We start from the raw sequence: 24835 nt of genomic DNA, 5'->3' as shown, positions 1-24835 counted from the left end.
CGGCTACGGACGCCTGCACGCAGCGCCCTCAACGAACGGCCAGCATCACGTCGACGACGGCATCGAGCAGCAGATCGACCTGCCCCTCGCGATATCCGCCTCTCTGCTGCCGGAAGACGACGGTGCGCACCTCGTCGACAGAGAGGGGCATGCCGTCACGGAAGTATCGGGAGAGGCGCTTGCCGAACTTGTCCACCTCGCGACGGTTGTAGCCGATGGTGAACACACTGGTACGCGAGAACCGGTGCCCTTCGTCCCTGCCGAGCCGGTTCAGGATGACCTGCGCCGTTCCTCTGGCATCGTCGAGCCAGCGCGCCTCGCCCATCTCCTGCCTGGCGAGCTCCCTCTCCCGAACGGCGAAAGCATCCTCGAGCCGCTCGAGTGCCCCGTCGACGGCATCCGGCTGGTACCCGCCACGGCGCAGCGAGAACCCCGTTCGACGGATGTCTTCCGACATCAGCTGCGCCTCGGGGTCGCCGTCGTAGGCCTTGCGTGCCAGTGTGAGGAAGTCGTCGACCTCTGCGGTGTCGTATCCGCGCTTGCTGCGCTTCACGGTCGGGAAGGTTGCCACGGGCTCATTCTCTCAAACGTGTCGAGCAGGAACATATGAACGCACGGCTACCGGAAAATCGGTTCGAAGATCACGTAGAGGGCGTAGGCGAGGGCGACCGAGGGCAGGACGGAGTCGAGACGGTCCAGAAACCCGCCGTGCCCGGGCAGCCACGAGCTCATGTCTTTGATGCCGATGTCTCGTTTGATGAGCGATTCCGTGAGGTCGCCGAGCGTGGCCGTGAGCAGCAGGAGCCCGCCCAGGATCAGCCCGAACCACCACGGTGCGTGCAACATGAAGACGGAGAGCACCACGCCTGCGACGAGCGCCATCACCGCGGCCCCTGCGAAACCCTCCCAGGTCTTCTTGGGGCTGATGGTCGGAGCCATCGGATGCTTGCCGAACGACAGTCCAGCAGCGTACGCCCCGGTGTCGACGGCGACGACGAGGATCAGCGTCGCCAGCGTCCACCACTGGCCTTCCGGCTCAGCGACGAGCAGAACCGAGAAGGAGGCGAGGAACGGCACGTAGAGGATCGCCAGAGACGACGCGATGAGGTCTTTGGTCAGGCCGGCGCCCGCCTTGGGCCTCGATCGCGGGATGCCCTCGACGAGTCGCCATACCCAGAGGAAGAGGATACCGACGATCGCGATCAGCCACTCCCCCGACGCGTGCAGGTAATACGCGGCCGGCACGAGCGCGACGCTCACCACTGTGAGCGCGACGCGCGGCACACGAAGCCCGGCGATGCGCAGTGCCGTGGCGAACTCGAACCCGGTGAATCCGGCGAGGGCCGCCGCGAAGACGATGAACAGCTCTTTGATGAAGACCAGGCTCAGCAGCAGCAGGCCGCCGAGCACGAGGCCGATGAACACGGCGAAGACCAGGTTACGGCCGGTGCGCTGCTGGATCCGCTCGTTCGTGGCGTCCAGCTGCGCCTTGGTCGCCTGCACTTGACGCTCGATGTCGGCGCGTCGGTCGTGCATGCGGCGCTTGAAAAGCGATCGGCGCGCCTGGCGTGCGTCATCACCCGGCGAGCCGGGGTTGGCGTCGGGCGGCGTCGTCATCTGCGATCAGACCTCGAGGAGTTCCGCTTCCTTGCGGCTGAGTGCGTCGTCGACCTGGTCGATGTGCTTCTTCGTGATGGTCTCGAGTTCCTTTTCTGCGCGGGCCACGTCGTCATCACCCACTTCAGTCTTCAGAGCGTCGAGTTCGTCTTTCGTCTTTCGACGGATGTTTCTGATCGACACACGCGCGTCTTCGGCCTTCGCCCGCACGAGCTTCACGTACTCCCTGCGACGCTCCTCGTTCAGTTCCGGCATGGTGGCACGGATGATCTGGCCATCGTTGTTCGGTGTCGCACCGAGGTTCGGGGCGGCCACGATCGCCTTCTCGATGTCCTTCAACGCCGCCTTGTCGTACGGCGTGATGACGATCATGCGTGCCTCGGGGACCTGCAGAGAGGCGAGCTGAGCCAGTGGCGTCGGCGTTCCGTAGTAGTCGACCAGGAGGCGCTGGAACAACTGCGGGTTGGCGCGGCCGGTTCGCACCGTGGAGAAGTCGTCTTTGGCCGCCTCGACGGCCTTCGTCATGCGCTCCGTCGCTGCAGCCAATGAGTCCGCGATCACGTGTGGCTCCTTCGTTCGTTCGATCAGGGTCAAGCTTAGGGCCGCCACGGTCCTGCACATCCTCGTCGCTGCAGTCACCCGCGCCGCCGGAGGTCGGCAGCCCGCGTCAGACGGGTCGAAGAGCAAGCGAACGGCGTCCACATGTACGTCGCGGCAAAGTGCCGACTACGCGGCCAACGCGACCCGCGCCACGAGCCGGCGACGTGTGCGCCGGCGAACGCAACCGCGCACGCTGCCGACAGTGGCGCGACCGACGAGGGCGGACGAGCACAGCAGTCACAGACCGGCGCTCAATCGACGATCGTCCCGATCTCCTTGCCGAGGATCGCGTCGGTGACGCTGCCTTCCGGCTCGATTCCGAAGATCTGCATGCGCATAGAGTTGTCGCGGCAGAGGCTGAGTGCCGTGGCGTCGATCGCCTTGAGGTCGCGCACAAGGGCATCCTGATACGAGATGCGCTCGAGCTTGACTGCGTCGGGGTTCTTGCGCGGGTCGTCGCTGTAGAGGCCGTCCACGCCGTTCTTGGCCATCAGCACCGTGTGTGCGCCGATCTCGAGGGCGCGCTGCACGGCGACGGTGTCCGTTGAGAAGTAGGGCAGCCCGGCGCCTGCGCCGAAGATCACGACGCGGCCCTTCTCGAGGTGCCGTTCGGCCCTGCGAGGGATGTACGGCTCGGCGACCTGCGTCATGCTGATCGCCGACTGCACGCGCGTCTCGGCGCCCGCCTGCTCCAAGAAGTCTTGCAGCGCCAGCGCGTTCATGACGGTGCCGAGCATGCCCATGTAGTCGGCGCGGGCGCGGTCCATGCCCCGCTGGCTGAGCTCGGCTCCGCGGAAGAAGTTGCCTCCACCGACCACGATCGCCACTTCGACGTCTTCCGCGGCCTTGGCTATCTCTCGCGCCAATGAGCCGACCACGTCGGGGTTCACGCCGAGCGATCCGCCTCCGAACGCTTCACCCGACAGTTTGAGAAGAACCCTCCGTCTCGTGGCAGCTGGCATGTGGCGAGTCCCTTCTGATGCGGTTCGGAATCTAACGTACTGGTCGGCGGCTTGTGCGGACACAGCAAAGGAGTCCGGATCGCATGTCACGATCCGGACTCCCCTACTGTGCCTATCGTGCTTCGCACTCAAAGACTCAATCAGGTCGGCCATACGAGCAAGCTCGTATGGCACTCACCTCAATCGCCTCTAAGCGCCGACCTTGAAGCGGGCGAAACCGGTGATGGTCAGGCCTGCATCCTTCGCGACCTTGGCGACTGTCTGCTTGTTGTCCTTGGCGTAGTCCTGGTCGAACAGCGAGACCTGCTTGAAGTACGCACCCAGACGACCCTCGATGATCTTGGGCAGGGCGGCCTCCGGCTTGCCTTCGTTGCGCGAGATCTCTTCGACGATGCGACGCTCGTTCTCGACAGCCTCGGCCGGGACATCCTCACGTGTGAGGTACTCCGGGTTGGCGAACGAGATGTGCTGCGCGATGCTGCGAGCGGTCTCCGCGTCGTCACCGGTGTACGCGAGAACGACTCCCACCTGCGGGGGCAGGTCTTTCGACGTGCGGTGCAGGTAGATGGAGAACTTGTCGCCCGCGAGACTGACGAAGCGTCGAAGCTCGACCTTCTCGCCAAGGATGGCCGCCTCGTCGTTGATGACGTCGGCGACGGTCTTGGTCGCAGCAGGAGCGGCGAGCGCCTCGTCGATCGTCGTGGCTGCCGCGTCGATCACGGCCTCCTCGATGCCGCCCGCCAGGGCGATGAACTTGTCGTTCTTCGCGACGAAATCGGTCTCGCAGTTGAGCTCGAGCATGTACGCGCGGCCGCCGTGCTCGCGAGCGGTCACGAGGCCCTCGCTGGTGGAGCGGTCGGCGCGCTTCGCGTTGCCCTTGGCACCCTTCAGGCGCAGGATCTCGGTGGCCTTCTCGATGTCGCCGCCGGCCTCTTCGAGCGCCTTCTTGGTGTCGACCATGCCAGTGCCGAGCTGCTCGCGCAGCGCCTTGATGTCGGCAATGCTGACGTTTGCCATGTGGTGTGAACTCCTCGGTTCGAAAGAACGGTTACTTGACCTCTGCTGCGTCGGCCTCGGAAACGGCCTCAGCCGCGTCGCCCTCGGCGGCCGCGTCGGCCTCTACGACCTCGGCAGCCTCGCTGGAGGCTCCCTCGACGTCGGCCTCTGACTCGGTGGCCCCGACCTGCTCGGCGGACTCATCGACGATGGCGGCGGCCTCGGCCTTGCCCTCGGCGAGGTCGGCGTCGGCGACCTTGGCGGTCTCCGCGCTGGACTGAACGGAACCGTCACCGGTCTCGAGGAGCTCGCGCTCCCACTCGGCCAGCGGCTCCGCAACGCCCGCTTCGCCCTCTTCGGGCTTCTGGTGGCGCTGGATGAGGCCTTCGGCCGCGGCGTCGGCGACGATGCGGGTGAGCAAGCTCACCGAACGGATGGCGTCGTCGTTACCCGGGATCGGGTACTGCACCTCATCGGGATCGCAGTTCGTGTCGAGGATGGCGATCACCGGGATGCCGAGCTTCTTCGCCTCGTCGATGGCGAGGTGCTCCTTCTTGGTGTCGACCACCCAGAGCGCGCTCGGGGTCTTGGTCAGGTTGCGGATGCCGCCGAGCGACTTGTGGAGCTTGTCGAGCTCGCGCTTCTTGATCAGCAGCTCCTTCTTGGTGAAGCCGCTCGTTGTGCCCTCGAAGTCGAGCTCCTCGAGCTCCTTCATGCGCGCGAGGCGCTTGGACACCGTCTGGAAGTTGGTGAGCAGACCGCCCAGCCAACGCTGGTTCACGAACGGCTGGCCGACACGCTGCGCCTGCTCGGCGATCGCGTTCTGGGCCTGCTTCTTCGTGCCGACGAAGAGGATGGTGCCACCGTGGGCGACCGTCTCCTTGACGAAGTCGTAGGTCTTGTCGATGTACGCCAGCGACTGCTGAAGGTCGATGATGTAGCTGCCGCTGCGCTCGGTGAGGATGAAGCGCTTCATCTTCGGGTTCCAGCGACGGGTCTGGTGTCCGAAGTGCACGCCGCTGTCGAGCAGCTGGCGCATGGTGACGACGGCCATGGCCGTTCTCCTTTTCTCGGCATCACGGCGCGTGCGCGGCGGTGCCGAATCGGTTGTCTAGCGAGAGCCGGACGGCTTCGCGCCTGGCGCCCGGCAGGCATCCGCTTTCGATATCGATCGAAGACCGTTGGATGTCTGCGCCCTGCGTTGTCACCGACTCGCGTCGGGTACGCAACTGCTTGACGGGCGCGCGTAGTCACCTCGACGGGCGAGGTGCTGAACAATCATAACATCCGGGGCCGTTCACCTCGTTCGTGACCGACTACCCGAAGGCGTGCTCGCCATCGACCCGGAATCAGGCTTGAGCGCGCTGTCTGTGCACCGTGTCGAGCTTCTTCTTGTCCTCGAGCTCGAGACCCGTGACTTCGGGCAGGGCCGAGAACACGAACCAGAACGAGAGCGCCGCAAACAACGCGAAACCGGCGTAGACCCAGCCGAGGCCGACCGCTTGGCTGAGCACGGGGAACAGCAGTGTGACCAAGAAGTTGAAGACCCAGTTGAACGCCGCAGCGATGCCGAGCCCGAGCCCGCGGATCTTGTTGGGGAAGATCTCCCCGAGGACGACCCACATGACGGGGCCCCAGGTTGCCGCGAAGAAGATCACGAACAGGTTCGCGCCGATCAACGCGATCACACCCCACGGCTGCGGCAGCGTGACATCACCGTTGGCCGCGGTGTGCGCCTGCGAGAACGAGACGGATGCGAGCACGAGGCCGACGAACATGCCTGCCGATCCCCACAGCAGCAGCGCCTTGCGACCCACCCGGTCCACGAACAGGATCGCGACGAACGTCAGGACCACGTTGATCACCGACGTGATCACAGACGTCACGAAGGAGTCGCCGGCGCTGAAGCCCACCGACTTCCACAGCGTCGTCGAGTAGTAGAAGATGGCGTTGATGCCGACGAGCTGCTGGAATGCGGCCATGCCGATGGCGACCCAGAGGATCGGCTGCAGGCCGAACGCCTTGCCCCGCAAGTCGCGATAACGCGACCTCCGCTCGTTCTCGAGGCTCTCTTCGATCTCGTCGATGCGCTTGTCGATGTCGATGGCGCCCGTCACGTCGCGCACGACCTCCTTGGCGTCGTCACGACGACCCTTGCGCAGAAGGTATTGCGGCGACTCGGGGATGGACAGCGAGAGGATGCCGTAGACGAGGGCCGGAATCACGCCGACCAAAAGCATCCAGCGCCAGGCAGGCAGGCCGAACCACAGTTCCCGCAACGCATCGCCCTCGGAGCCCGCGAGGGCGGCATCCGACAGCAGCGCGAGGAAGATGCCGAGGGTGATCGCGAGCTGCTGTAGCGAACTGAGGCTGCCGCGAAGCTTGGCCGGCGCGATCTCGCCGATGTAGGCGGGCGCGATCACCGAGGCGATGCCGATCGCGAGACCGCCGATGAGTCGCCAGATGATGAGGTCCCAATCGGCGAAGGCGAATCCGGAGCCGATCGAGCTGATCACGAACAGGATCGCCGCCAAGAGCATGACCGACTTGCGGCCCCACGCATCGGCGAGCTGTCCTGCGAACCAGGCGCCGACCGCACACCCGATGAGAGTGATCGCCACGGTGAATCCGACCTCGCCGGAACCGAGATCGAAGGTGTGCTGGATCGAGTCGACTGCTCCATTGATCACCGAAGTGTCGAATCCGAAGAGCAGGCCGCCTAGAGCGGCCGCGATGGTGATTCCGAGAACCTTGCCTCTGTGGGCCGTTCCGGTGGCGGACTGTGTGCCGCCGTTGCCTTGCGCGTGCGATTGGTCGTCAGACATTTCGCTTCCCCCCTGTGTCCTTTCTGCACGCTAGCACCGCGGGAGCTCGACGCAAGGTTCCAAATCGAGCTCGTCGTCCACAGCCGCTGGCGAGCATCGGTTCTGCACGGAAGCGGGCAGGGGAGCTGCTCGTCGCCGAGTCGGGATGCATGCTCGTTGCCATGCCGTCGTCGCACCGCTCCCCCGCTACCCGAGCAGGGATGCTCGTGTCGGCGGCGGCACTGACGCTCGCGCTCATCGGCGCCCCCGATCCGGTGAGCGCGAGCGTCGCTGATCACGTGTCCGACTCGGGCCTGATCGAACGGTCGAAGGGGCCAGCAGGCGTCGTCGTCCACGCGACGGCCGCAGGCGGCTGGGTCTGGCCGGTCGCAGGCAGCCGCAACGTGGTGAGAGGCTTCGAAGCTCCCGCGTCGCGCTACTCTGCCGGGCATCGGGGTATCGACATCGCCGCGAACACCGGCGCCGATGTCGTCTCGCCGACGGCGGGGACGGTGCACTTCGCCGGTGTCGTCGTCGACAGGTCGACGGTCACCGTCGCCACGCCGGACGGCGTGCTGATCAGCATGGAGCCTGTGACATCCGAGCTTGTCGTCGGTGCGTCAGTGGCCAAGGGCGCGAAGCTCGGCGTCGTCTCCACCGGTGGGCACTGCGCGAACGGATGCCTGCACCTCGGCGTGCGCGTCGAGGGACAGTACGTCTCGCCCCTGCGGTATTTCGGCGGTGTACCGCGCGCCGTGCTGCTCCCGATGCGCTGAGTCGGCACTGAGTCGCGGTCGCCGGTCTGCACCGAAGACCGGTCACGCCCGAGGATGCGCCCTCTGGTAGCTCTCCTTGAGCCGCTCCGTCGACACGTGGGTGTAGATCTGCGTGGTTCCCAGGCTCGCGTGGCCGAGCAGTTCCTGCACGGCCCGCAAGTCCGCACCGCCGTCAAGGAGGTGCGTCGCCGCGGTGTGCCGCAACGTGTGCGGGCCGGACGGACCCGTACCCGGCAGATCCGCCAGCAGTGACGACACGACGCGATACACGGCGCGGGTGTCGAGGCGTCCTCCCCGCGCGCCGAGGAACAGCGCGCGGGCGTCGACAGTTCTCGCCTCACTCCCGCGTCGTGCCAGCAAGGCGGGTCGGGATGAGCGCAGGTACTCCGTGATGGCCCGTTCGGCGGGCACACCGAACGGAACCACGCGTTCCTTCGATCCCTTGCCGACCACGCGCACGGTGAGTCGTTCGTGGTCGACGTCGTTCACGTCGATGCCGGTCAGTTCCGACACGCGGAGCCCCGAGGCGTACAGGAGCTCGACGACCGCGAGGTCGCGCACTGCGACCGGATCGCCCGACTCGGCGCGCAACGCGAGACCGTCGAGGAGTGCGGATGCCTGATCCCTCGTGACCACCCGCGGAAGCTTCCGGTCCGCTTTCGGTGCACGCAACCGTCGGCCGGCATCCACTGACGCGCGACCTGTGCGCTCCAGCCACGCCGTGAGTCCCTTCGCGGCTGCCGCGCGACGAGCGATGGATGCCTTGGCGAGCCCGCCCTCCTGCGATCGCCACAGCCAGTCCCTCAGCAGCGGAAGCCCGACTGTCGCGGGATCGTCGACTTTCTCGTGCTCCGCAAACGTGGCGAGTGCGTTGAGGTCGCCGACGTAGGAGCGCACCGTGTTCGCGGAGTATCCGCGCTCGGCACGCAGGTAGCCCTCGAAGCCCGAGATGGCATCATCCCATTGCACGCCACCAGCTTGGCGGTGGAGACGCGGCGCGCACCGGTGACACCCTGGGATTCGATGGTTTCGCCTCTTCAGTGCGAGTGCGCGTGCGGGACGGCGACCCAGCCATCCGCTCGTTCGCGAACGCGCGTCTGCACGGCGAGGGTGCCGAGCGTGCCGAGCACTGTTCCGATCGCGAGTCCGGAACGAACCGCGATGTCGGTCGGCGTTCGCGCCGACCTTGTGCTCATCGCGTCGAGCAGCCGGATGACCTCCGTGCTGTCCCGGAGTTCCCGAGATTCGGGCTCGGCGCCGGGCTGGTCGACGAGTTCGGCGGCCTCGGCCGCATCGGTGACGCAGACCGCCGCGTACTCGCGCAGCAGGCGATGGCATCCTGCGGACGCCGGCGAAGTCACGGGCCCGGGGACGGCGCCGAGTGCACGGCCCAGCGCCGCCGCGTGGCCGGCGGTGTTCAACGATCCCGAGCGGGCGCCAGCCTCGACGACGACGGTCGCAGCGCTGGCGGCGGCGATCAGTCGGTTCCGCTCAAGGAACCTCCATTTCGTCGGCGCCGCCCCACACGGCAACTCCGACATCACGAGTCCACGGTCGACGATCCCGCGCAGCAGTTCGTCGTGGCCGGCGGGATAGAACCTGTCGATGCCTCCCGCAAGGAATGCGATGGTCGTGCCGCTCGCGGCGAGTGCCGCCCGATGTGCCATGCCGTCGATTCCATAGGCTGCTCCCGACACGATCGGGTGGCCGAGGTCGACGAGCCCGGCGGAGATCTCACCGGCCACGTGCTCTCCGTATCCGGTGGCGGCCCTGGCGCCGACGAGGGCGATTCCGGCACGAGGGGCCCTCAAGCGAGTGGGGTCGCCCCTGGCCCACAGCGCTACCGGGGCGTGGTCGCCGAGGTCGTCGACGCCCTCCGGCCAATCGCCGGGTTCGCTTTCTGATGCTGACGGAACGAGCAGACGGGCACCGACTCGTGCGGCGAGTCGGAACGCGCGTTCGACGTCGACAGACCGCAGCCGGGGCCGCCAGCGGTCGAGCCCCGCTGCCAGCGCCGAGTTCGGTGCGGCAGCCGCTTCGACGGTCGGCACGGACGTTGCGGCTCTTCCTGTACTCAGCACGAGCGACAGCGCCGTTGTCGCGCCGACCTCCGCGATCAGAGCACCTGCCGCCCCGTCACCGGGCTCGGCGATGACGGTCCAGGCCGCCCGTGCGAATCGGTCGGCGACGGCGGCATCGTCGAGTTCTGCGCTCCCGCCGACCGCCTGCACGAACTCGCGCAGTCGCGGCTCGGGCAGTCCGAACGTGCTCATGCCACCGCCCCCTTCCGCAGGTACAACGCGACGGCGATCTGCTCGGCGGTGGGTCGATCGGTTCCCGCGACGTCGGCCAGCGACCACGCGAGACGTAGTGAGCGGTCGTACCCTCGCATGGTGATCGCACCACGTTCGAGGGCGCGGTCCAGCACGGCGGTGGCGCCGGCAGGCATCCTTCGCGCGTTCTCGCGCAGCCACGCCCCTGGCACCTGGGCGTTGGTGCGCCAGGGAGTGCCGACGAGGCGCTCGGTCGCCGCAGCGCGGGCTGCGATGACGCGGGCCCGGGCATCCGCCGTCGTGATGCGCGGCGTGGTCGCTCCGAGCTTCAGCTGCGTCGCGGTGACCCGCCTCACGGTGAGCCGCACGTCGACGCGGTCGAGCAGGGGACCGGAGATCTTCGCGAGGTAGCGGCGGCGCACGGATGGCGCACACGTGCACTCGCCGTCCGGCGCTCCGTACTGGCCACACGGGCAGGGGTTGGCGGCCATGACCAACTGGAATCGACCAGGGAACGTGGCGACGGCGTTCGCACGATGGATGCGGATCTCACCTGACTCGAGCGGCTGGCGCAGCACATCGAGGACGGCGCCGGCGAATTCCGGAGCCTCATCGCGCGATGGAAAGTACACCTCGGGGTTGGCACGATTTTAGCCCAACGGCCGGTATTACTGCGGAAATTTGACACCTGTGAGCCGGACCTCGGCCGGACCATCGGCGAAACACAGTCCCGCTCGGTTGACAACGCGGCCACCAAAATGGGAACGTCGTTACGCACCCCCGGATGCTTCGGCTACCGGGTACGGGGCCCCTCGGGGCCCCTGTTTTTTGCCCGCGCGGACTAATCGCTAGATATCCGGGCGGCGCAGGCCCTAGAAAGCGAGCCAGTCGATGTCTCCTGTGGATTCTGACCGTTTTGGGACCGGCTCGGAATGGGCGTACCGGCTCCGTGATGACGCCCCATCTCAACGGGTTCGGGTACTTGCGGTGTACCCGAAGAAAACCAGCGTGCGGGTTGAGGTTGAGTTTCTCGACGACGACGCCGGCCAGCGCCAAGATGTCCCCGCCGCTCGGTTACGGGTTCCGTGAACGAAAGTCGCCGAGTTCGACAAGTTGATGGCGGACTGGCAGCGGATCGATGACTTGGAGCTGGATGAGTCGGAGCAGGCTGCTGTCGAAACCGTCTTCAGGCTCCTGATCCCCACGGATGTCGCGGAGTGGGAGTGGAGTCCCGTGCGCTTTGCCGCGTCCGTTCATAACCGAGAGCGACTGGCCACGCTCATAGGTGTGCCGATTGGGGACGTGGTCGAGAAGGTCGAATCGTTCGAACTCGACGGGGAGTTGATGCTGTCCCCGGTGGGAACGTTGATGATCGCGGAGCGAGCCTGTCAGGTGAATCCGTTGCCCGTGCTCGCTCACGTCATCGAGGAAGAGAAAGAGCTTCGGGAGAAGGTCAAGCGTGGCGGGCGGCACATGAGCGCCATCGATCGTGAAGAGGTCCAGACCTCTCCCGAATGGGAGTACCACTGGTATCTCACGAACGACCGACCGCGGCATGAGCTGCTGCGCCAATGGTGCGGGCATAGGGCTGTCACGTTCCAGGAGCGCCTGCTCGCTGCGGAGGCCGAGAACCGGCGATTGGATGTCCTTGTCGCTGAAGTGATCGACGCACTCAAACGCGCCGGTGATGAATACGGTGCCCGCGCATTCGAGGAAGAGCACGAAAGAGACCGGATCACCCCGGAGAGAGCCAGGCCAATTGTCGATCGCCCCCTCGCACCATCCGAAATCCCCATCCAGTACGTCACTGCCCGTCGGCGTTGGGGATATTGACGTCACCGACTCCTGCGGGGCGGGATGGTGGTCCGATGGCGAGCGAACCTATTGTGTCCGTTGCACGCCACCACCAACTCCATCGCGGTCCGTGCTGCGAGAGATCCGCGCGATCCTCGACGCCGCGACAGCCATCGAAACGCCTTTGACCAGCTGGGAGATGGTCCTCACCTGCGGTCACTCGGTCCCTTATTGGCAACATGCTTCACTGCATGCTCCGGATATGCCGCAGATGTTCTGCAACTCCTGCTCGCTGGACCGGAAAGTATCGGCGGTGGATCAACAACCGGCTGAACACGATCAACTTATTCGGGACGCCGATATCCGCCTTCAAGCGCGACGCGCCAATGATCGAGTGAACACGCATCAGGCTCGTCTCGCGGCCGCACAATTGCGCGCCGACGAGTTACATGTACAGCTCACGGCCAGCGACCGTCGATCGCAGAACTATCGTCATACGGTCGGCCGCCGCGCCACGACCGGCCCGTAGGTCAACCCGCTGGATCACCTGCCGCAGCAGCATCTTCCGGGACTCGTTGTTCAACTTCGGCCACGCTCCCGCAATCTGGTCATACGCCAGGATGGCGGGTAGACCGTCGCCGAGCGTGAACAGTTCCGCCTCAAGCCGGTCGATGCGTTCCTGCACATCGCGCAGCATCCTGAAGAGCACGCTGACCATGCCACTCCGGAATTGGCGTTGCCCCTGCGTCATCACGAGGGCCTCGCGTTCCTCCTGGGCGACCGCGAGCTCAGCCTCAACGCGTCCGACGGCATGGTGCAGTTCATCAACCATCCGCGCATGGTCTTCCTCGAGTCGCGGACCACTCAGGTAGTCGAAGAACCACTGTGTGACGTGCTGCTCGGCTGCGGTCGCGGTGATTGACGCTCCCGCCGGACACGCTCCCGCACCGTGGATGCGGTTGGCCTTGCACCGGTACACGTATCGCATCGGACGTTGACCGTCCGGCCCCGGTTTCTGCGGCTGCGCGACACCATGCAACGGGCGACTGCACGGGCAGGTGAGGAGACCGGTCAGCAACCACGCACGGCTCCCCCACCCGTTCCGGGCAACCGTGCCGCGGGAGGAGAGCGCTTCTTGCACGCGCATCCAGGTCGGAAAATCACACACCGGCTCCTGGCTGATCACCGGCTCACCCTCGGGAGTTCGCGCAATGTAATCCAGCAGGTCCACCTTCACCCCGGCCCGATGCTCAGGGACAAGGTGGAGCCGGTAGCCGAGCATCCGCGGTGAGGTGACCGCACGCCTGACCATCTCCTCCGCCACCAGCCCACCAGATAAACCCTTGATGCCATAGGTCGAATACCAATGCGTCGCCACCTGCCGCAGGCCAGCCCCGCCCAAGAGCAAGGTGACGGCGTCCTTCAGCGCTGGATGCTCGACCGGGTCAGGCACAAGCCGGCGCCCGGACCTGCCGACATCGTCGACGGTACGCGGCCCGGGTTGCCAGCCGAACGGCGGCCGGCCACCGTTCATAAATCCGGCCTGCGCTGCATGCCTTTTCGCGGCACGCTGACGTTCACTCATCGTGTCCGTCTCCGCCTCAGCCAACAGAGCCTTTACGCCGGTCACGAGCTTGGCGCCCGCGGCAACACTGTTGAGTTCCTCGCTGGAATCCTGATGAGACAGGAGCGTCACACCGCGACGCTGGCATTGCGCAACCCATTCCTGGCACCGTGCGGCGATTCTGCTGGTGCGATCCAACTTCCAAAACGCCACCGCCTCCACCCGGCCGGAGACGATCGCTGCGTTCAAGGCACGCCACCCACGACGCTCCCGTGTCGCGTAACTACTTGCCGAGTCACGGTCGACATACTCCCCCATGACCGTCCAGCCGCCTTCAGCCGTGAGCATCCGGGTCAAGTCGATACGTTGCCGTTCGATCGCATCCTGACCATCCCCATGCGCCCGTGAAAGACGCAGATACAAGAACACCGGTCGGGTGCCGGGAGATGCCGCTTCGGGACCTGTCCACCGAAACGGGAGATGCCGTGAAGGCGCGCTAGTCACGGCTGGCCTCTCCATAAAAGTAGTCTGGCGTAGACCCATGACGCGGGCGTTGTGCATAACTTCGCTCTTCCATCAATGCGGCTCACTACCCTGACCGCATGGGCGTGATGGCATTCGATGGGATTTATGGCGAGGCCGATACCTGGCTTACGTCAGATGATGTGGCAGCTGCCTACGAAGAATCCGAACGCATGAGCGGGCCACCATTAGATATTGACGATCTCCGCGACCTAGACGAATACCGCGTCCGACAGCGCCGCATCTAGTCGCCGGCGCTCGCCATCAGAGCCAGTTTCGACTCCACCTGTTCGTGGGCTACAGGAACTGGTCCTGGACCGGCACAATGGCAGTGCACGCGCTTTCAGGTCTCGCTCCGGGAGACGTGGTGTGGGCAAGGAGGACCCGCCGATGCGTCTCATCAAGATCACCGTGAACAACTACGCACGGTTGCGGGATCTCGACGTCGCCGTCCGGGGGCACCTCGTCGTCGTCGGTGCCAACGATGTCGGAAAGACCTCACTCCTACGTCTCCTCAACCTCCTGTTCGGCGCGACCGCACAGTTGTACCAAGGACTCTCAATCCGGGACCTACACGACCCCAACACGCCGCTCACCATCAACGCGACCTTCAATGCGTTCACCGAGGATGAACGAACCCTGTTCCATCGCGAGATCGACATTGACCCGAAAGACAAGTCAGAGTCGCTTGACGTTCGACTGGAAGTCCAGGTCGATCCTGAGGATCCGGAATCAGTGCTCATCTCCCGATGGTGCCCCGGCCGAGGCGAGGTGCGCCCACCCTCCCGCGAACAACTCGTCGCTTTTGGTTGGCGCTACCTGCCAGCCGTCCGGACCTCATCGGCAAACCAACTCGAGGGCTCCAACGGCGCCGTTCAAGTTCTGCTCAAAGCCGTCGAGTCCGAACTAGGAGATGAGAAAGCCGCACTCGGAAGCCTGCTGGACTCGTTCAACGACAAGCTCGAGGAGAGCAAAGCGTTGACGACCCTCCGCGAAGGCATGGCTGAACACCTGTCGAACTCAATGCCGCGATCGATCGACGCGAACGATCTGTCCATCCGCACCTCCGCAGATCCCACCGAATCCGTTCTCGAAAACGTATCCATGTACTTCTCCCGAGAAGGCGCATTCGTTCCCTTGTCGGAACAGTCCGACGGAATCAGACAGCTGATCTCGATGACCCTGTTCGATCTAGCCGAGGGGGCTGCGAACGTCATCGCGATCGATGAGCCGGAACTGCACCTGCACCCGCTGAGTCAGCGCACCGTCGCCGAACTTCTCACACAGCAGATCAACCAGAAGATCCTCGTGACCCACTCGCCCTACGTGGTGCAAAAGTTCGACCCGACCCAAGTCGTCGCCGTCAGCCCAGACGGCACTTGCCACCAAATCGACCCTGCCCACTTCTCAGTAGAAGAACGAACACAAGCCCACTGGTGGTCACCCCGCATGCTCGAGGCGCTCACCGCTCGATTCGCAATCCTCGTCGAGGGCATCGCGGACCGACTAATCGTCGAAGCGGTCGCCCACGCCCGCGGGCTTTCTCTCGACCGAATTGGGGCAATCGTTTTCGAACTCGGCGGGGCCGAGAACTTCCCAACCGTATACAAACTGCTCGGCCCTCTCGGGTTCAATGTTCAGGTGCTGGGGCTGGTCGATGAAGCCGAAAGCCCGAGATGGGTTGGCGCCGTTGGCGGAAAGCCGAAGCACGTCATCGGCCGCGACGTGTTCATCTCCAAAGTCGACCTCGAGGAAGAATATTGCCGTGCACTGGGCGCCCCCGAAGTGGCACAGCGACTCATCACCGCCCGAGTAGCCCAAGAATCAGGCGTTCTGTCCTCATGCGGAGTGAGCACACTCGCCGATGTCGGAGTCACCGAATTGGCCAAATTTTGCCGCTCCAGCACCAAGACCGCGAACCGGAAAGTCCCCGCGGCGCTGGCGATCTCGAAATCGCTTACCGCCGACGATGCATTGAAGATCGACAGCGTGTCGTCGCTGGTGGCACGCCTTCAGACACTCTCAAGCAAATGACTGACTCCACCGCGTTCAATGATGCCGTCACCTCGCCCGCGCAAAATCTGTTAGTGATCGCCCCTCCGGGCTGCGGAAAGACCGAACTGCTGGCGCGACGTGCGGAACTCCTCATCCCGACCCTCCGCCCGCATCAGAAAATCCTCGCCCTCACCTTCTCGAACAAAGCAAAAGCCAACCTCAATAGCCGCCTCGTGAGTGTTCTCGGTGCCGAACGGAAACGTCGTTACATCACCGTTCACAACTTCCATGGTCACGCCGCGGAGATTGTCCGCTCCCACGGTTTAACACTCGCCGTTGAGCCCGGATTTGAGATGCCAGAGAAGCGATCTCAAGCTGATGCGATCGCACCATTCCTCGAGGGGTTATCGGAGGCAGACGCAAGCGAACTGAGCAGACGTATCGAAGACGATCTCCGCGACGCAAAGCAACGCCCACACGACGACGCCCAAGTGCTGCAAACACTTCGAGCGACCGGGATCAGCCAGTCTCAAACCATCGAAGAGGCACGACAGGCCGGTGACATCCTTTTTTTCGACGACCTACTCCGGCACGCCCAACGCTTGCTACGCGTGAATGAGATAGCGGCCCTCTACCGCAATCACTATGGCGCGATCCTGGTCGATGAGTTTCAGGATCTTTCACCGCAGCAGCTCGACCTCGCCCTGCGAAGCTCCGAGCAGAGCCGCACCTTCGTGGGCGACCCTCTTCAGGGCATCTACAGCTGGACGGGAGCTAGACCGGTAGAGGTGGAGAGGCTGCTCCGGAAGCTCAGCGGCGACCCGCTCGGTCTTGGAGTTTCCTACCGATCGTCGCCGCGAGTACTCGACCTGCTCAACACCGTTTCCGTTGGTCTTGGCGGCCAACCGCTCGAGCCTGACGATGCGGACGCCTGGCATGACGGTGGAATCACCAGCGGGCTCACGTTCGACACCGGCGCAGAAGAGGCAAAATTCATCGAAGCAACCTCTGCACGGATATTGGCAAAGCAACCGAACGCAACCATCGGGGTCATCTGTCGGTCCGGGTGGCGACGAAAGCCCATCGATGCGGTGTTCGCGACGTCGGACGTCCGAAGCACTAGATGGGATCTCACAGTCGACGACGCACGAATCATCGAACTGCTCAATGAGGGAGTTACGCGGCTCGGAGGAGCCCCCACATTCGAGGCACTGAGGACTGACGTCATCGGACGGATCGATTCCGCAGACGTGGACACTGCCGCAGACGTGATCGACGCTCTCGAGCAACTTGAGGGGCTGGCCGAAGAGGCGGGATCAATCGGGGCCGCAATGGCTCAACTGCGAATCCTCGAGGAAGGCGAAGAAGCCATCGGGCCAGGCGTGCACCTACTCAACGCTCACACCGGGAAGGGCCAACAATTCGACTGGGTCTTTATCCCAGGATTCGAGAAGGGCAACATTCCCAGCTTCCTCGCGAAAGGGAAAGCACAGATCGAGGAAGAACATCGGGTTCTTCTCGTCATGTTGTCCCGCGCCCGTCACGGTGTGATTCTGACCCGCGCCAAATCGCTCATTTCCAAGCGTGGAAACCCTTACGGCACAACAATCAGCCCTTGGGCACAAGAGGTGCGCCCGGCGCTGATCGCGAACAGCACGCAACTGCTCGACCACATTGAGAACCTGACTCCGGCACAGTAGCGCAGCGATCTCCTTCGGCCGACTGGACAATCCTGCCCACCCCCGTGACGGATCGGAGGCAGGGCGCCGGCTCGGCGTCACACGATTGTGGTTTCCTACCATTATGGGAACCGGAACCGAAGACGAGGAGGACTGGCGTCCGATCTGGCCTACGGCTGAGGGCAGTGACGACCCCGCCGAAGGATGGAGGACGCCCTGGCCGCCGATGGCCAATACCGCCTTGCGCGCGGTGTCGGAGATCATCGAGCAGCTCGCACTCAACGACCGTCATCCGAATACACCGTTTCTTGCTGGCACCGCCGCATTCTGGTTGATCGCCATCCACGAAGGACGTCGTGATCGAAACCCACGCTATGACAAGTCGCGCCTTGCTAATCCGGACGGACGTGTACTCGACGGCCTGACCTTGGCCCGCAACGCCGTCGCCCACGGGCAGGTGATTGTCTCCCGCTCGGAAGGCCTCAAGTGGCCGTTGCAATTTCCCATGGATTTCGGACCATGGGTGTGGGCGCCGAGTAGGGAATGGCCATGGCGGCCACGCCCGTCGCGATTCCTCGAGCGGCAGCAGGAATCCTACGCCGAGCACTTCGCTGGCAAGCTTGTCGCTGGACCACTTAAACAAGCGCTGGTCTGGTTGGGTCGAGGCCATGAGAGCACATCGTCCAGGAAGGTTTGAAAATGGCACGAACGATCGAAGCTACCTTCCTTGGCGGCCCGAGTGCGGGAAACAGGCCCGTCGAAGTTACCAACAGCGGCCGGCTGCCTGAATTGATCGCACATGGCACCGGTGTGTACAAGCTCAGTCCCAGCCCCACTACTTGGGATGGCGAGTACCTCCACCAGAATGCCGAGTACCCCTGGTCAGAAGGCTGAAGGCAGCAGCACCAGAGCCGACCTGAGATAACTCGCGAGACCACTGGAAGTCCCCGTCCCGTGACGCGGTAAGACTACCGAGCGCCGCTCGTTGTCTTCAACGGGTTACCTTGCGACGAAGACCCCGACGACTATTCCGATCACCGCGATGACCAGCCCAGCTATGAGAAACCCCACGTTTAGCCGGTTTGATCGGCGCGCATTGGCTCGCTCAGCGTCTGCGCGTTGGTTCGCTTCAATGTTCGCCTCGAGGCTCTGCTCGAGGAGCTCGACGGTGCGCTGTTGCATGGCAAGGTGCTGCGCCTGAAACGTAAGCCCGATCACCGGATCGATATCGGTGCCGGGTTCGTCATCCACAATCTCTGCGTCCACCACCTCGTCGATCCGCTCAATCTCAGTCGAACGGGACGGGACCGACAGCTCATCGATTGCCCGCACCGTCTCTGCGTGCCGGTTCAGCTCGGGGAACTTGTAGTCGGCGAAGGTTTGGAAGAACCCGGTCGGGAACATGGACTTCGTGTTGACGAGATTACCGAGACTCTTCAGCACGGCTGCGTCGATCACCGGCTTCATTCCGAAGTCGAGTTTTGCGATGGCACCAAAGATTGCCGGATCGAGCTTTGGTATGTGCTTCGAAAAATCGAGCTTCGGCAGATACGCGGACATATCGATGGTGGGCGCGAACTTTGAGAAATCGATCGATGGCATAATCCTGCCGACGTCGAGCCCCGCGAATGGATCCGCCCACGGCCGGCTCACAGCAACTTCTCCCGGGTCGTCCCTGTCGTTCTGCGGATCGCCACTGCTCTCCGGGGTAGCTCCTTCTAGATCGCTCTCGTCAGACTCTTCAGCATCGCTCATACATCAATAGTGCCGTCGGCCGCTGACCTTCTGCGTGGCTCAGGCCTGGCGTACGGGCATCAGACGTGCCCATGTGGCACAGAGACTTCGTTTGCGAGTTGGTCGATGTCCCGGGCGGCAACGTCTATAGCCTCGATTAGGAACGGGGCGGCCAAGGCGCCCTCAACCCACAATTGTGCTTGTCCCTGCAATACGTTTAGCGGCCGCTGGAACGCGTCCACGAGATCGGCGTTGTAACGGGGACTTAGCTCCGGCAACCCGCTCTGATTCGTGACAATGTTGCCCTCGCTGTCCGTTTGGCGATATGACCGCACGGCGGTCTTGATGCGTTCGATGAGATCGAGCGCGGGAGCTTGAATAAGTGCATCGCTTTGAATTCCTATGCTGAGAAACCGGTCGCTGACAACTTTGTCGCTTGATTCCCATTCGCGGCCAGCAATGTCGAAATGCCGCACCCACTGGCGCCCTGTTTCGATGAGAGACTCGACGGCCTCCGCTCTTCGCAATGACGCGCGCTGCGCGGCCGCTTCCAACCCGCCTCGTTTCCTGTCACGGGCGTCTTTCCATATGGAGAGCAGGAATCCGCCGACGAGACCAACGGCTCCGGTGAGTGCCGGTATCAGGATCTCGACTGTGGTGTTGGGTTGGAGGCGTCGTAGCTCTGCTAGTAACTCGACCCAGAACTGCGGAGGTGGATTCATGCGCGCCAGCTTATTGGCGGTCACTCCGCCATGTCCGTTTTCGCGCGGTCGACTGTGACCGACACAGCCAGGTGTGCTCAACGTCGTGGCTATAACTGCCATCGTGCCTATAGAGCGGCTGAGGCAGCAACATCCAAGCGAAGGATGACCTGCAAACTCTTCGCCACAGTCCGCGGCGCATCGAACGCATCAGTGATCGCTTCGCGGGCGTTCGATACCGCCTGCGCCAGCGTCGGGCCGGAGCTGTACGTGACTGGCAGCTGCCTGAAGGTTGCGATCCACACCGAACCATCGAAGGTGACGTCCACCTCGAACGGTAGGGATCGCAGTAGGGCCCAGTCGGAATCGGCGGCGTAGTTCCTGAGCCGCTGGGGGTATTCCGAGTGGCGTTGTTCATTGTCGTCCAACCACCGCCGAAGCGTGTCGATGGTGTCGAAAACCAGCTCAGTGTCTGCTTCATGGTCGTACAGGTGGTACGCCGGTGCGTGTCCCACGGAGATGACAAAAAGCGATGAACCTAAAGCACCGAACGACCAAAGCACCTCAATGGCGTGGCCGGTGTTTGCAATGTGGCAATTCCAGCCTGGCCGCCCGTAGAGCAGGTCACCCAGATCTTTCCACCATTGCTCCGTTTCCCACCCGTGGAAGGAGGTGGCCGTCACGAGATAATCGCCGAGGTCTAGTTCGACAGGGATCCTGTTGTATGGATTGCCTTCATGGTTGGCCATCTTGACCTCTCTGTCACGTGAACGGCGGCGGTTTGGCCATCCGCACCAAACCTAGCCCGCGCGACCCGTCACGTTCACGTTCACGTTCACCATTTCGGCCTCGAACGCGACGACATCAATGGCGGGCGTCACGATCCAAATCGTGAGCGAACTCGAGTGCCTGCCGAATTCATTTCGCCCTGCGGATGGATGCCTGTTAGACCCGTCTGCGATTGCATATCGCAGACCATGTCGGGCGCTTGCCTTGGCGGGCATAAGGGCCGACCGCGTTGCCAGCGATAGTAGTGAGGGTCAAAGGATCAACACTGCGCGGACTGACTCCGCCGATCAATCGTTTGCCTCGTCATTGAGATGGTCGCGTGCAGGCCCGTACCCCAGCCTCAACAACTCTTCCCACACCTGGCTCGCCAATTCGCTGTCATCATCGTGCGCTTCGCTCGCTCCGTTTACTAACAGCTGGAGGAACGAAGGCAGCGAGGTTCGTCCTCTGAGAAGGTGAAGACCCACCGTGAGAAATGCCGAGTTGTTGTTCACCGGGAAGTCATCGAAATCGTAGTAGTCGAAACCACGATCTTCGTCGGTCGGGGTGGCGACAGGACCCGCTGTAAAGAGGTCAGCTGCCCTATCAACGTCGATTCCCGGTAGCGTCACCCACTCTAGAAGGGCACGTTGTTCGGACCCCTGAAGTGGCGGTTGGCCATCGAGTCGATGCTGCCACTGCGCAAACAACAAGTCTTGGAAGGTCGGCTCCTCGCCGTCGACGCGTCTCGCGACCGAGCGAATCCACCGCACCCGTATAGCAACCGGGGCCATCGCGATGAAGGGATCCGCCCAGGCGTATTGATCCGAAGGAGTGTCCCAGGCGAACTGTGCGGCGTGCTGGTCGATAAACGCTTCAACCGCCCCGGGGAGGGCGGCCGAAATCTGCGGCCAAGCCACGCGCATGGCGTCCCGCGTGCGAAGACGCAATGCCTTCGAGATGAAGTTGCCCGATAGCACGCCGGCCCAAAGACTTACATTCTGAGGTGACTCGTCTACGTGGCTCACCGACGGCCCAAGATACGAATCGAACCAATCGGAGGCCAGCGCGAGAATGTGACCGGCGTACCGCGCCAACATCATGGGGCTTGGGTCGGCCGTGTTGGTCCCTTGCGCAGCGACGAGCTCGGTGAAACCGGCGAGTCCCTCGGCGTCGACTTGCAAGTCACCTCGCTCTTGCGTGGTGCGCAACACGGTCTCGACATAGGCGTACGCGAGGGAGCCACGAGCCGTTGCGTGCGCCGCCGACGGATCCGTGGGCGGGTCGGAGGAGGGATCAACAATGACACGTCGCCAAAGTCCAAGCAGAAGGCGACACCTCTCCGTAGCATTTTCGAGGGGCCGCTGCGGCTCTGCCGCGGGATAGGTAATAGAGAAAACCAACCCGCGAGCAATGTCTGCGAGATCGCCGGGCACTTGCTCGAGTCGCTCAAGCAGCGGTTCAGCAGTCCAGGTCGAACCCGGACGGATGGCGTTGCCGAGTACGGCAGACCATACCGAAGCCGACCAGAGCGACTGGGCGACCAGTTCGTCCATTAGCGGCATCTCTAGACTCGGAACCTCTTCGAGGTAGGCGCCCAATTCGCGCAGCAATTGTCGGCTGTCGTACACATCATTGAGAGTTGGATCGGCCGCCAGTGCAGTAACGACCTCTCCAACGGACATTCCTCGAAAACGTCCCTCCGCTGTCGGCTCGGGTTCCGGCTCAAAATCTTCGATGATCCATGTGTTCAAGTCGGGGTGCTCGCGAGGTCCGAAGTCTCCGTGTTGCCGTTGCTCGTCGGCGAGCGCAGCAACGACTGGGTCGTCGGCGGGCAAGCCGTCACGGAGCCAGACAAGAGCGTTATAACGCTCGTAGTCTCGAACTTCTTCTTCGCGTTCTGGCGCCGCCGATTCACGAATGTGCGTGATGAGTTCGGCTTTCACTTCCGCAGACGCATGTCGATAACTACTCCGCATTAGTCGATACGCCTCAGGTTTGGTAGCGATGCCGAAGATAAGGTCGCGGTCGATCATGAGCCTGAGCAAGGTATCGGCTTCGCCGCTTCGCGCTTCAGCAAGCGCATCGAGCGCGAGACGTCGAATCATCTCCGAGGAACTGTCAAGGTATCGGATCGCTCGCTGCGTTCCCTCGCTTCGCACGAATTCGCGCAGAAGATCCCGCGCAATGTCCACCACCAGGACGTATGGGTCATCTCGCCCGTATCGCTCTATGCCATCGACTTGACGACGTCGAAGAGACAGTGCATACCGACGGTCATTTCCGCTGAACAGTGACTCGGTGGCTTCTACCTCTCGGATCAGATCGAGCACAATCGATAACAGGTGATCAGGGTCTGACAATTGAGCCAAGAGCGTGGGCCACGCATCTCGAATAGAGGAATTCTTCCATCCGAGAGCCAAGTCAGTGTCCAACGAATCCCTCCCGCCCAACCAACCTCGTCGAGGTCGGAACTTGAGCTTGGGAGTAAGGAGATGGTGAAGCAGAATCTCCGCGGCCTGGCTGTCTTTCTCGGCGACAGGTCGCAGAAGGCCTGATAGGCGTTCGTTGTCCCTCGAAAGCTGATCTGCCGCGAGCAGGAGCAAAAGCTGTCGATGCTGGTTTACCGGTTTGTAGTCCTGATAAAGACGCACCCATATCTGAAACCACATTGTCCATGCAAGGTGACCATCATGTCGGCTAACCACAGAAAGGAACGCTGTGCCGTCGTCTGTTTGAAGGGCGCGGGCCGCCCACTGCGCCCATGCTGCGAGAACCTCAGTGGCGGGAGCTGCTGGATCGAATAGATCCCCGACGATGTCAAGTTCGTCTAGCCTCTGGATCCACACGGCGGGGTCCGACGCATTCATGAAGTGCTGCGCGTACTCCCACTCCCCTAATAGCCAGCGGAGCTCCCGCTCACTGATCGGGAGGTCCTCCGGTCCGCGCTGCACAATTGCCTGCACGAGATCAAAGCGCTGCTGCGGTGTCGCTCTAACCCGCTCATGCCAGTGCTTAATGAAGTTCTGCAGGGAGAGGTGACGAGCATCAGCTGGAGAGGGATACGGGATAGGTCTAACACCCAGCCGTTCCCATTTGGGCTTCATCGTCGTGGCTTGCTCCGCCTCCATGAATGCGAACCGGGTGTTGCCTTCTGCTGGAAGCGCACGTGCGAGATATCGCATGACCGTGTCGTCGGCGCTGTAGCCGATGAAGACCACCGTGTAGTTTTCGAACATCCGTGTGAGGAACTGCGTCGCCCAACCGTCCGTGATGTACGCCTGGCCGAAATCGATGTCCGTGACGACCATGCGGTGACTGGGTGATGGATCAACGGGTCCATGAAGGTGCACGAGGCCGTCGAACTGGTTGCCAAGTGGGAGCGCGGGAGCAAGGTTGACGGGCAACGAGATGTCTAGACGAGCTGCGGCGATCTCGAAAAGCAAATCGAAATTGGTCGTAACGATTCTCGGCACACGTCCTTGTCCGCTGGTTAGTTGAAGGAGATCGAAGTGGTAGCTGTTTGGTTCCACCGTTGAGCGCAACCGTGAGCTGACGCGGGCATGTACGTCGTGCTGGAGCTCGTTGAGCTCACCCATCACGAGATCGAACTGAACGGGCTCGTCGGGATCGCTGGGGATGAGATCCGAACGTCCGAGTTCCCCTGCGATTTCTTCGGCAAGGCCTCGGAAGCCCGGCAACAGCGAAGGAGGAGCTGCGGAGACACCCGCGCCGCAAAAGAGCACCAACCGATCAACATCCAGAGCCCGCTCCACAGCCGCCGGCAGCTCGACACCATCGGACTCCCACTCAACCCCCATCGCGCTGCTCCTGATCTGCCGAAGCACAATCATCCCATTGGTGCGCGCGCAGATGTCCACGCCACCGATCAGTTGATCGTCAACGACGCCTCTCAAAGTGCGCGGACCAGTCACTAGTGCGCACAGCGTGTAGCGCTTGGTTTCGGAGGGAATTGCCACGCTATTGGTTCGAGCGTGTCAACGACTGTCCTCTGACGCGGACACGAGACGTGTCATGATCGGATAGTGC

The 24835-nt window shown here is 63.2% G+C and carries 21 protein-coding genes; 6 read left to right on the top strand and 15 right to left on the bottom strand.

What is annotated here, in order from left to right; translation table 11 throughout:
- Positions 1-28: 28 nt before the first annotated feature.
- From MJ603_RS15470 to MJ603_RS15440, 7 genes are all read right to left on the bottom strand, one after another.
- Complete coding sequence (locus MJ603_RS15470) at positions 29-571, bottom strand: DivIVA domain-containing protein (RefSeq protein WP_243064647.1); 543 nt, start codon at positions 569-571, stop codon at positions 29-31.
- Between the two features lie 47 nt (positions 572-618).
- Positions 619-1617 (bottom strand): phosphatidate cytidylyltransferase, encoded by a 999-nt coding sequence (locus tag MJ603_RS15465; protein WP_243064646.1) that lies wholly within the window; start codon positions 1615-1617, stop codon positions 619-621.
- Between the two features lie 6 nt (positions 1618-1623).
- A complete protein-coding gene (frr, locus tag MJ603_RS15460; protein ID WP_243064645.1) occupies positions 1624-2178 on the bottom strand; it encodes a ribosome recycling factor in 555 nt (184 codons plus the stop codon).
- A 290-nt stretch (positions 2179-2468) separates the two neighbouring features.
- Complete coding sequence (gene pyrH / locus MJ603_RS15455) at positions 2469-3179, bottom strand: UMP kinase (protein ID WP_243064644.1); 711 nt, start codon at positions 3177-3179, stop codon at positions 2469-2471.
- Positions 3180-3368: 189 nt separating this feature from the next.
- Positions 3369-4196, bottom strand: a complete 828-nt coding sequence (gene tsf / locus MJ603_RS15450) for a translation elongation factor Ts (RefSeq protein WP_243064643.1) — start codon at positions 4194-4196, stop codon at positions 3369-3371.
- Positions 4197-4227: 31 nt separating this feature from the next.
- Complete coding sequence (rpsB, locus tag MJ603_RS15445; RefSeq protein ID WP_243064642.1) at positions 4228-5229, bottom strand: 30S ribosomal protein S2; 1002 nt, start codon at positions 5227-5229, stop codon at positions 4228-4230.
- Between the two features lie 295 nt (positions 5230-5524).
- Positions 5525-7000: a sugar porter family MFS transporter gene (locus tag MJ603_RS15440; RefSeq protein WP_243064641.1), complete on the bottom strand. Its 1476-nt coding sequence runs from the start codon at positions 6998-7000 to the stop codon at positions 5525-5527.
- A gap of 161 nt (positions 7001-7161) precedes the next feature.
- Here MJ603_RS15440 and MJ603_RS15435 point away from each other — a divergent pair, with 161 nt between their 5' ends.
- Complete coding sequence (locus MJ603_RS15435; RefSeq protein WP_243064640.1) at positions 7162-7755, top strand: murein hydrolase activator EnvC; 594 nt, start codon at positions 7162-7164, stop codon at positions 7753-7755.
- A 42-nt stretch (positions 7756-7797) separates the two neighbouring features.
- Here the strand turns inward: MJ603_RS15435 and MJ603_RS15430 are convergent, their stop codons facing one another.
- From MJ603_RS15430 to MJ603_RS18805, 3 genes are all read right to left on the bottom strand, one after another.
- Positions 7798-8724 (bottom strand): tyrosine recombinase XerC, encoded by a 927-nt coding sequence (locus MJ603_RS15430; protein ID WP_243064639.1) that lies wholly within the window; start codon positions 8722-8724, stop codon positions 7798-7800.
- Between the two features lie 68 nt (positions 8725-8792).
- Complete coding sequence (gene dprA / locus MJ603_RS15425; RefSeq protein ID WP_243064638.1) at positions 8793-10028, bottom strand: DNA-processing protein DprA; 1236 nt, start codon at positions 10026-10028, stop codon at positions 8793-8795.
- Entirely contained in the window at positions 10025-10660 is a 636-nt protein-coding gene (locus MJ603_RS18805; protein ID WP_243064637.1) for an ATP-binding protein, read from the bottom strand. Before MJ603_RS18805 ends, dprA begins: the two co-directional genes overlap by 4 nt.
- 484 nt (positions 10661-11144) lie before the next feature.
- Here MJ603_RS18805 and MJ603_RS15415 point away from each other — a divergent pair, with 484 nt between their 5' ends.
- Positions 11145-11861 carry a hypothetical protein gene (locus tag MJ603_RS15415; RefSeq protein WP_243064636.1) on the top strand — a complete coding sequence of 239 codons (717 nt, stop codon included), beginning with the start codon at positions 11145-11147 and terminating at the stop codon, positions 11859-11861.
- A gap of 406 nt (positions 11862-12267) precedes the next feature.
- On the opposite strand, the gene MJ603_RS15410 is transcribed toward MJ603_RS15415, so the two are convergent.
- Positions 12268-13815, bottom strand: a complete 1548-nt coding sequence (locus tag MJ603_RS15410) for a recombinase family protein (RefSeq protein ID WP_243064635.1) — start codon at positions 13813-13815, stop codon at positions 12268-12270.
- Between the two features lie 173 nt (positions 13816-13988).
- On the opposite strand from MJ603_RS15410, the gene MJ603_RS15405 reads away from it, so the two are divergent.
- The 4 genes from MJ603_RS15405 to MJ603_RS15390 all read left to right on the top strand — a co-directional run bounded on the left by MJ603_RS15405 (position 13989) and on the right by MJ603_RS15390 (position 18279).
- A complete protein-coding gene (locus tag MJ603_RS15405) occupies positions 13989-14156 on the top strand; it encodes a hypothetical protein (protein ID WP_243064634.1) in 168 nt (55 codons plus the stop codon).
- A 142-nt stretch (positions 14157-14298) separates the two neighbouring features.
- Positions 14299-15942, top strand: coding sequence for an ATP-dependent endonuclease (locus MJ603_RS15400; RefSeq protein ID WP_243064633.1), 1644 nt, complete (start codon positions 14299-14301; stop codon positions 15940-15942).
- The gene (locus MJ603_RS15395) at positions 15939-17603 is read left to right on the top strand and encodes a UvrD-helicase domain-containing protein (RefSeq protein ID WP_243064632.1); all 1665 of its coding nucleotides are present in this window, start codon (positions 15939-15941) and stop codon (positions 17601-17603) included. Before MJ603_RS15400 ends, MJ603_RS15395 begins: the two co-directional genes overlap by 4 nt.
- Positions 17604-17706: 103 nt before the next feature.
- Complete coding sequence (locus MJ603_RS15390) at positions 17707-18279, top strand: hypothetical protein (RefSeq protein WP_243064631.1); 573 nt, start codon at positions 17707-17709, stop codon at positions 18277-18279.
- 302 nt (positions 18280-18581) lie between these two features.
- Here MJ603_RS15390 and MJ603_RS15385 read toward each other — a convergent pair whose 3' ends face one another.
- The 4 genes from MJ603_RS15385 to MJ603_RS15370 all read right to left on the bottom strand — a co-directional run bounded on the left by MJ603_RS15385 (position 18582) and on the right by MJ603_RS15370 (position 24765).
- The gene (locus MJ603_RS15385; protein ID WP_243064630.1) at positions 18582-19337 is read right to left on the bottom strand and encodes a hypothetical protein; all 756 of its coding nucleotides are present in this window, start codon (positions 19335-19337) and stop codon (positions 18582-18584) included.
- 59 nt (positions 19338-19396) lie between these two features.
- Positions 19397-20062, bottom strand: a complete 666-nt coding sequence (locus tag MJ603_RS15380) for a hypothetical protein (RefSeq protein WP_243064629.1) — start codon at positions 20060-20062, stop codon at positions 19397-19399.
- 83 nt (positions 20063-20145) lie between these two features.
- On the bottom strand, positions 20146-20766 hold the full coding sequence (locus MJ603_RS15375) for a type II toxin-antitoxin system HicB family antitoxin (protein WP_243064628.1): 621 nt from the start codon (positions 20764-20766) through the stop codon (positions 20146-20148).
- A gap of 327 nt (positions 20767-21093) precedes the next feature.
- Complete coding sequence (locus tag MJ603_RS15370) at positions 21094-24765, bottom strand: SIR2 family protein (RefSeq protein ID WP_243064627.1); 3672 nt, start codon at positions 24763-24765, stop codon at positions 21094-21096.
- Positions 24766-24835 lie beyond the last annotated feature (70 nt).

Source organism: Humibacter sp. RRB41, assembly GCF_022761015.1.
Classification (GTDB): domain Bacteria; phylum Actinomycetota; class Actinomycetes; order Actinomycetales; family Microbacteriaceae; genus Humibacter.
Note: the sequence above shows the minus strand (reverse complement) of the source record. Positions and strands in the feature narration are given on the sequence as shown.

What these genes read in the sequence shown, in the direction of transcription:
- MJ603_RS15385 (WP_243064630.1), bottom strand. Translation starts at nt 19,337, where the DNA reads ATGAGCGATGCTGAAGAGTCTGACGAGAGCGATCTAGAAGGAGCTACC.
- MJ603_RS15415 (WP_243064636.1), top strand. Translation starts at nt 11,145, where the DNA reads ATGGCGGACTGGCAGCGGATCGATGACTTGGAGCTGGATGAGTCGGAG.
- MJ603_RS15435 (WP_243064640.1), top strand. Translation starts at nt 7,162, where the DNA reads ATGCCGTCGTCGCACCGCTCCCCCGCTACCCGAGCAGGGATGCTCGTG.
- MJ603_RS15405 (WP_243064634.1), top strand. Translation starts at nt 13,989, where the DNA reads ATGGGCGTGATGGCATTCGATGGGATTTATGGCGAGGCCGATACCTGG.
- MJ603_RS15395 (WP_243064632.1), top strand. Translation starts at nt 15,939, where the DNA reads ATGACTGACTCCACCGCGTTCAATGATGCCGTCACCTCGCCCGCGCAA.
- MJ603_RS15465 (WP_243064646.1), bottom strand. Translation starts at nt 1,617, where the DNA reads ATGACGACGCCGCCCGACGCCAACCCCGGCTCGCCGGGTGATGACGCA.
- tsf (WP_243064643.1), bottom strand. Translation starts at nt 4,196, where the DNA reads ATGGCAAACGTCAGCATTGCCGACATCAAGGCGCTGCGCGAGCAGCTC.
- MJ603_RS15375 (WP_243064628.1), bottom strand. Translation starts at nt 20,766, where the DNA reads ATGGCCAACCATGAAGGCAATCCATACAACAGGATCCCTGTCGAACTA.
- MJ603_RS15390 (WP_243064631.1), top strand. Translation starts at nt 17,707, where the DNA reads ATGGGAACCGGAACCGAAGACGAGGAGGACTGGCGTCCGATCTGGCCT.
- dprA (WP_243064638.1), bottom strand. Translation starts at nt 10,028, where the DNA reads ATGAGCACGTTCGGACTGCCCGAGCCGCGACTGCGCGAGTTCGTGCAG.
- pyrH (WP_243064644.1), bottom strand. Translation starts at nt 3,179, where the DNA reads ATGCCAGCTGCCACGAGACGGAGGGTTCTTCTCAAACTGTCGGGTGAA.
- MJ603_RS15400 (WP_243064633.1), top strand. Translation starts at nt 14,299, where the DNA reads ATGCGTCTCATCAAGATCACCGTGAACAACTACGCACGGTTGCGGGAT.
- MJ603_RS15440 (WP_243064641.1), bottom strand. Translation starts at nt 7,000, where the DNA reads ATGTCTGACGACCAATCGCACGCGCAAGGCAACGGCGGCACACAGTCC.
- rpsB (WP_243064642.1), bottom strand. Translation starts at nt 5,229, where the DNA reads ATGGCCGTCGTCACCATGCGCCAGCTGCTCGACAGCGGCGTGCACTTC.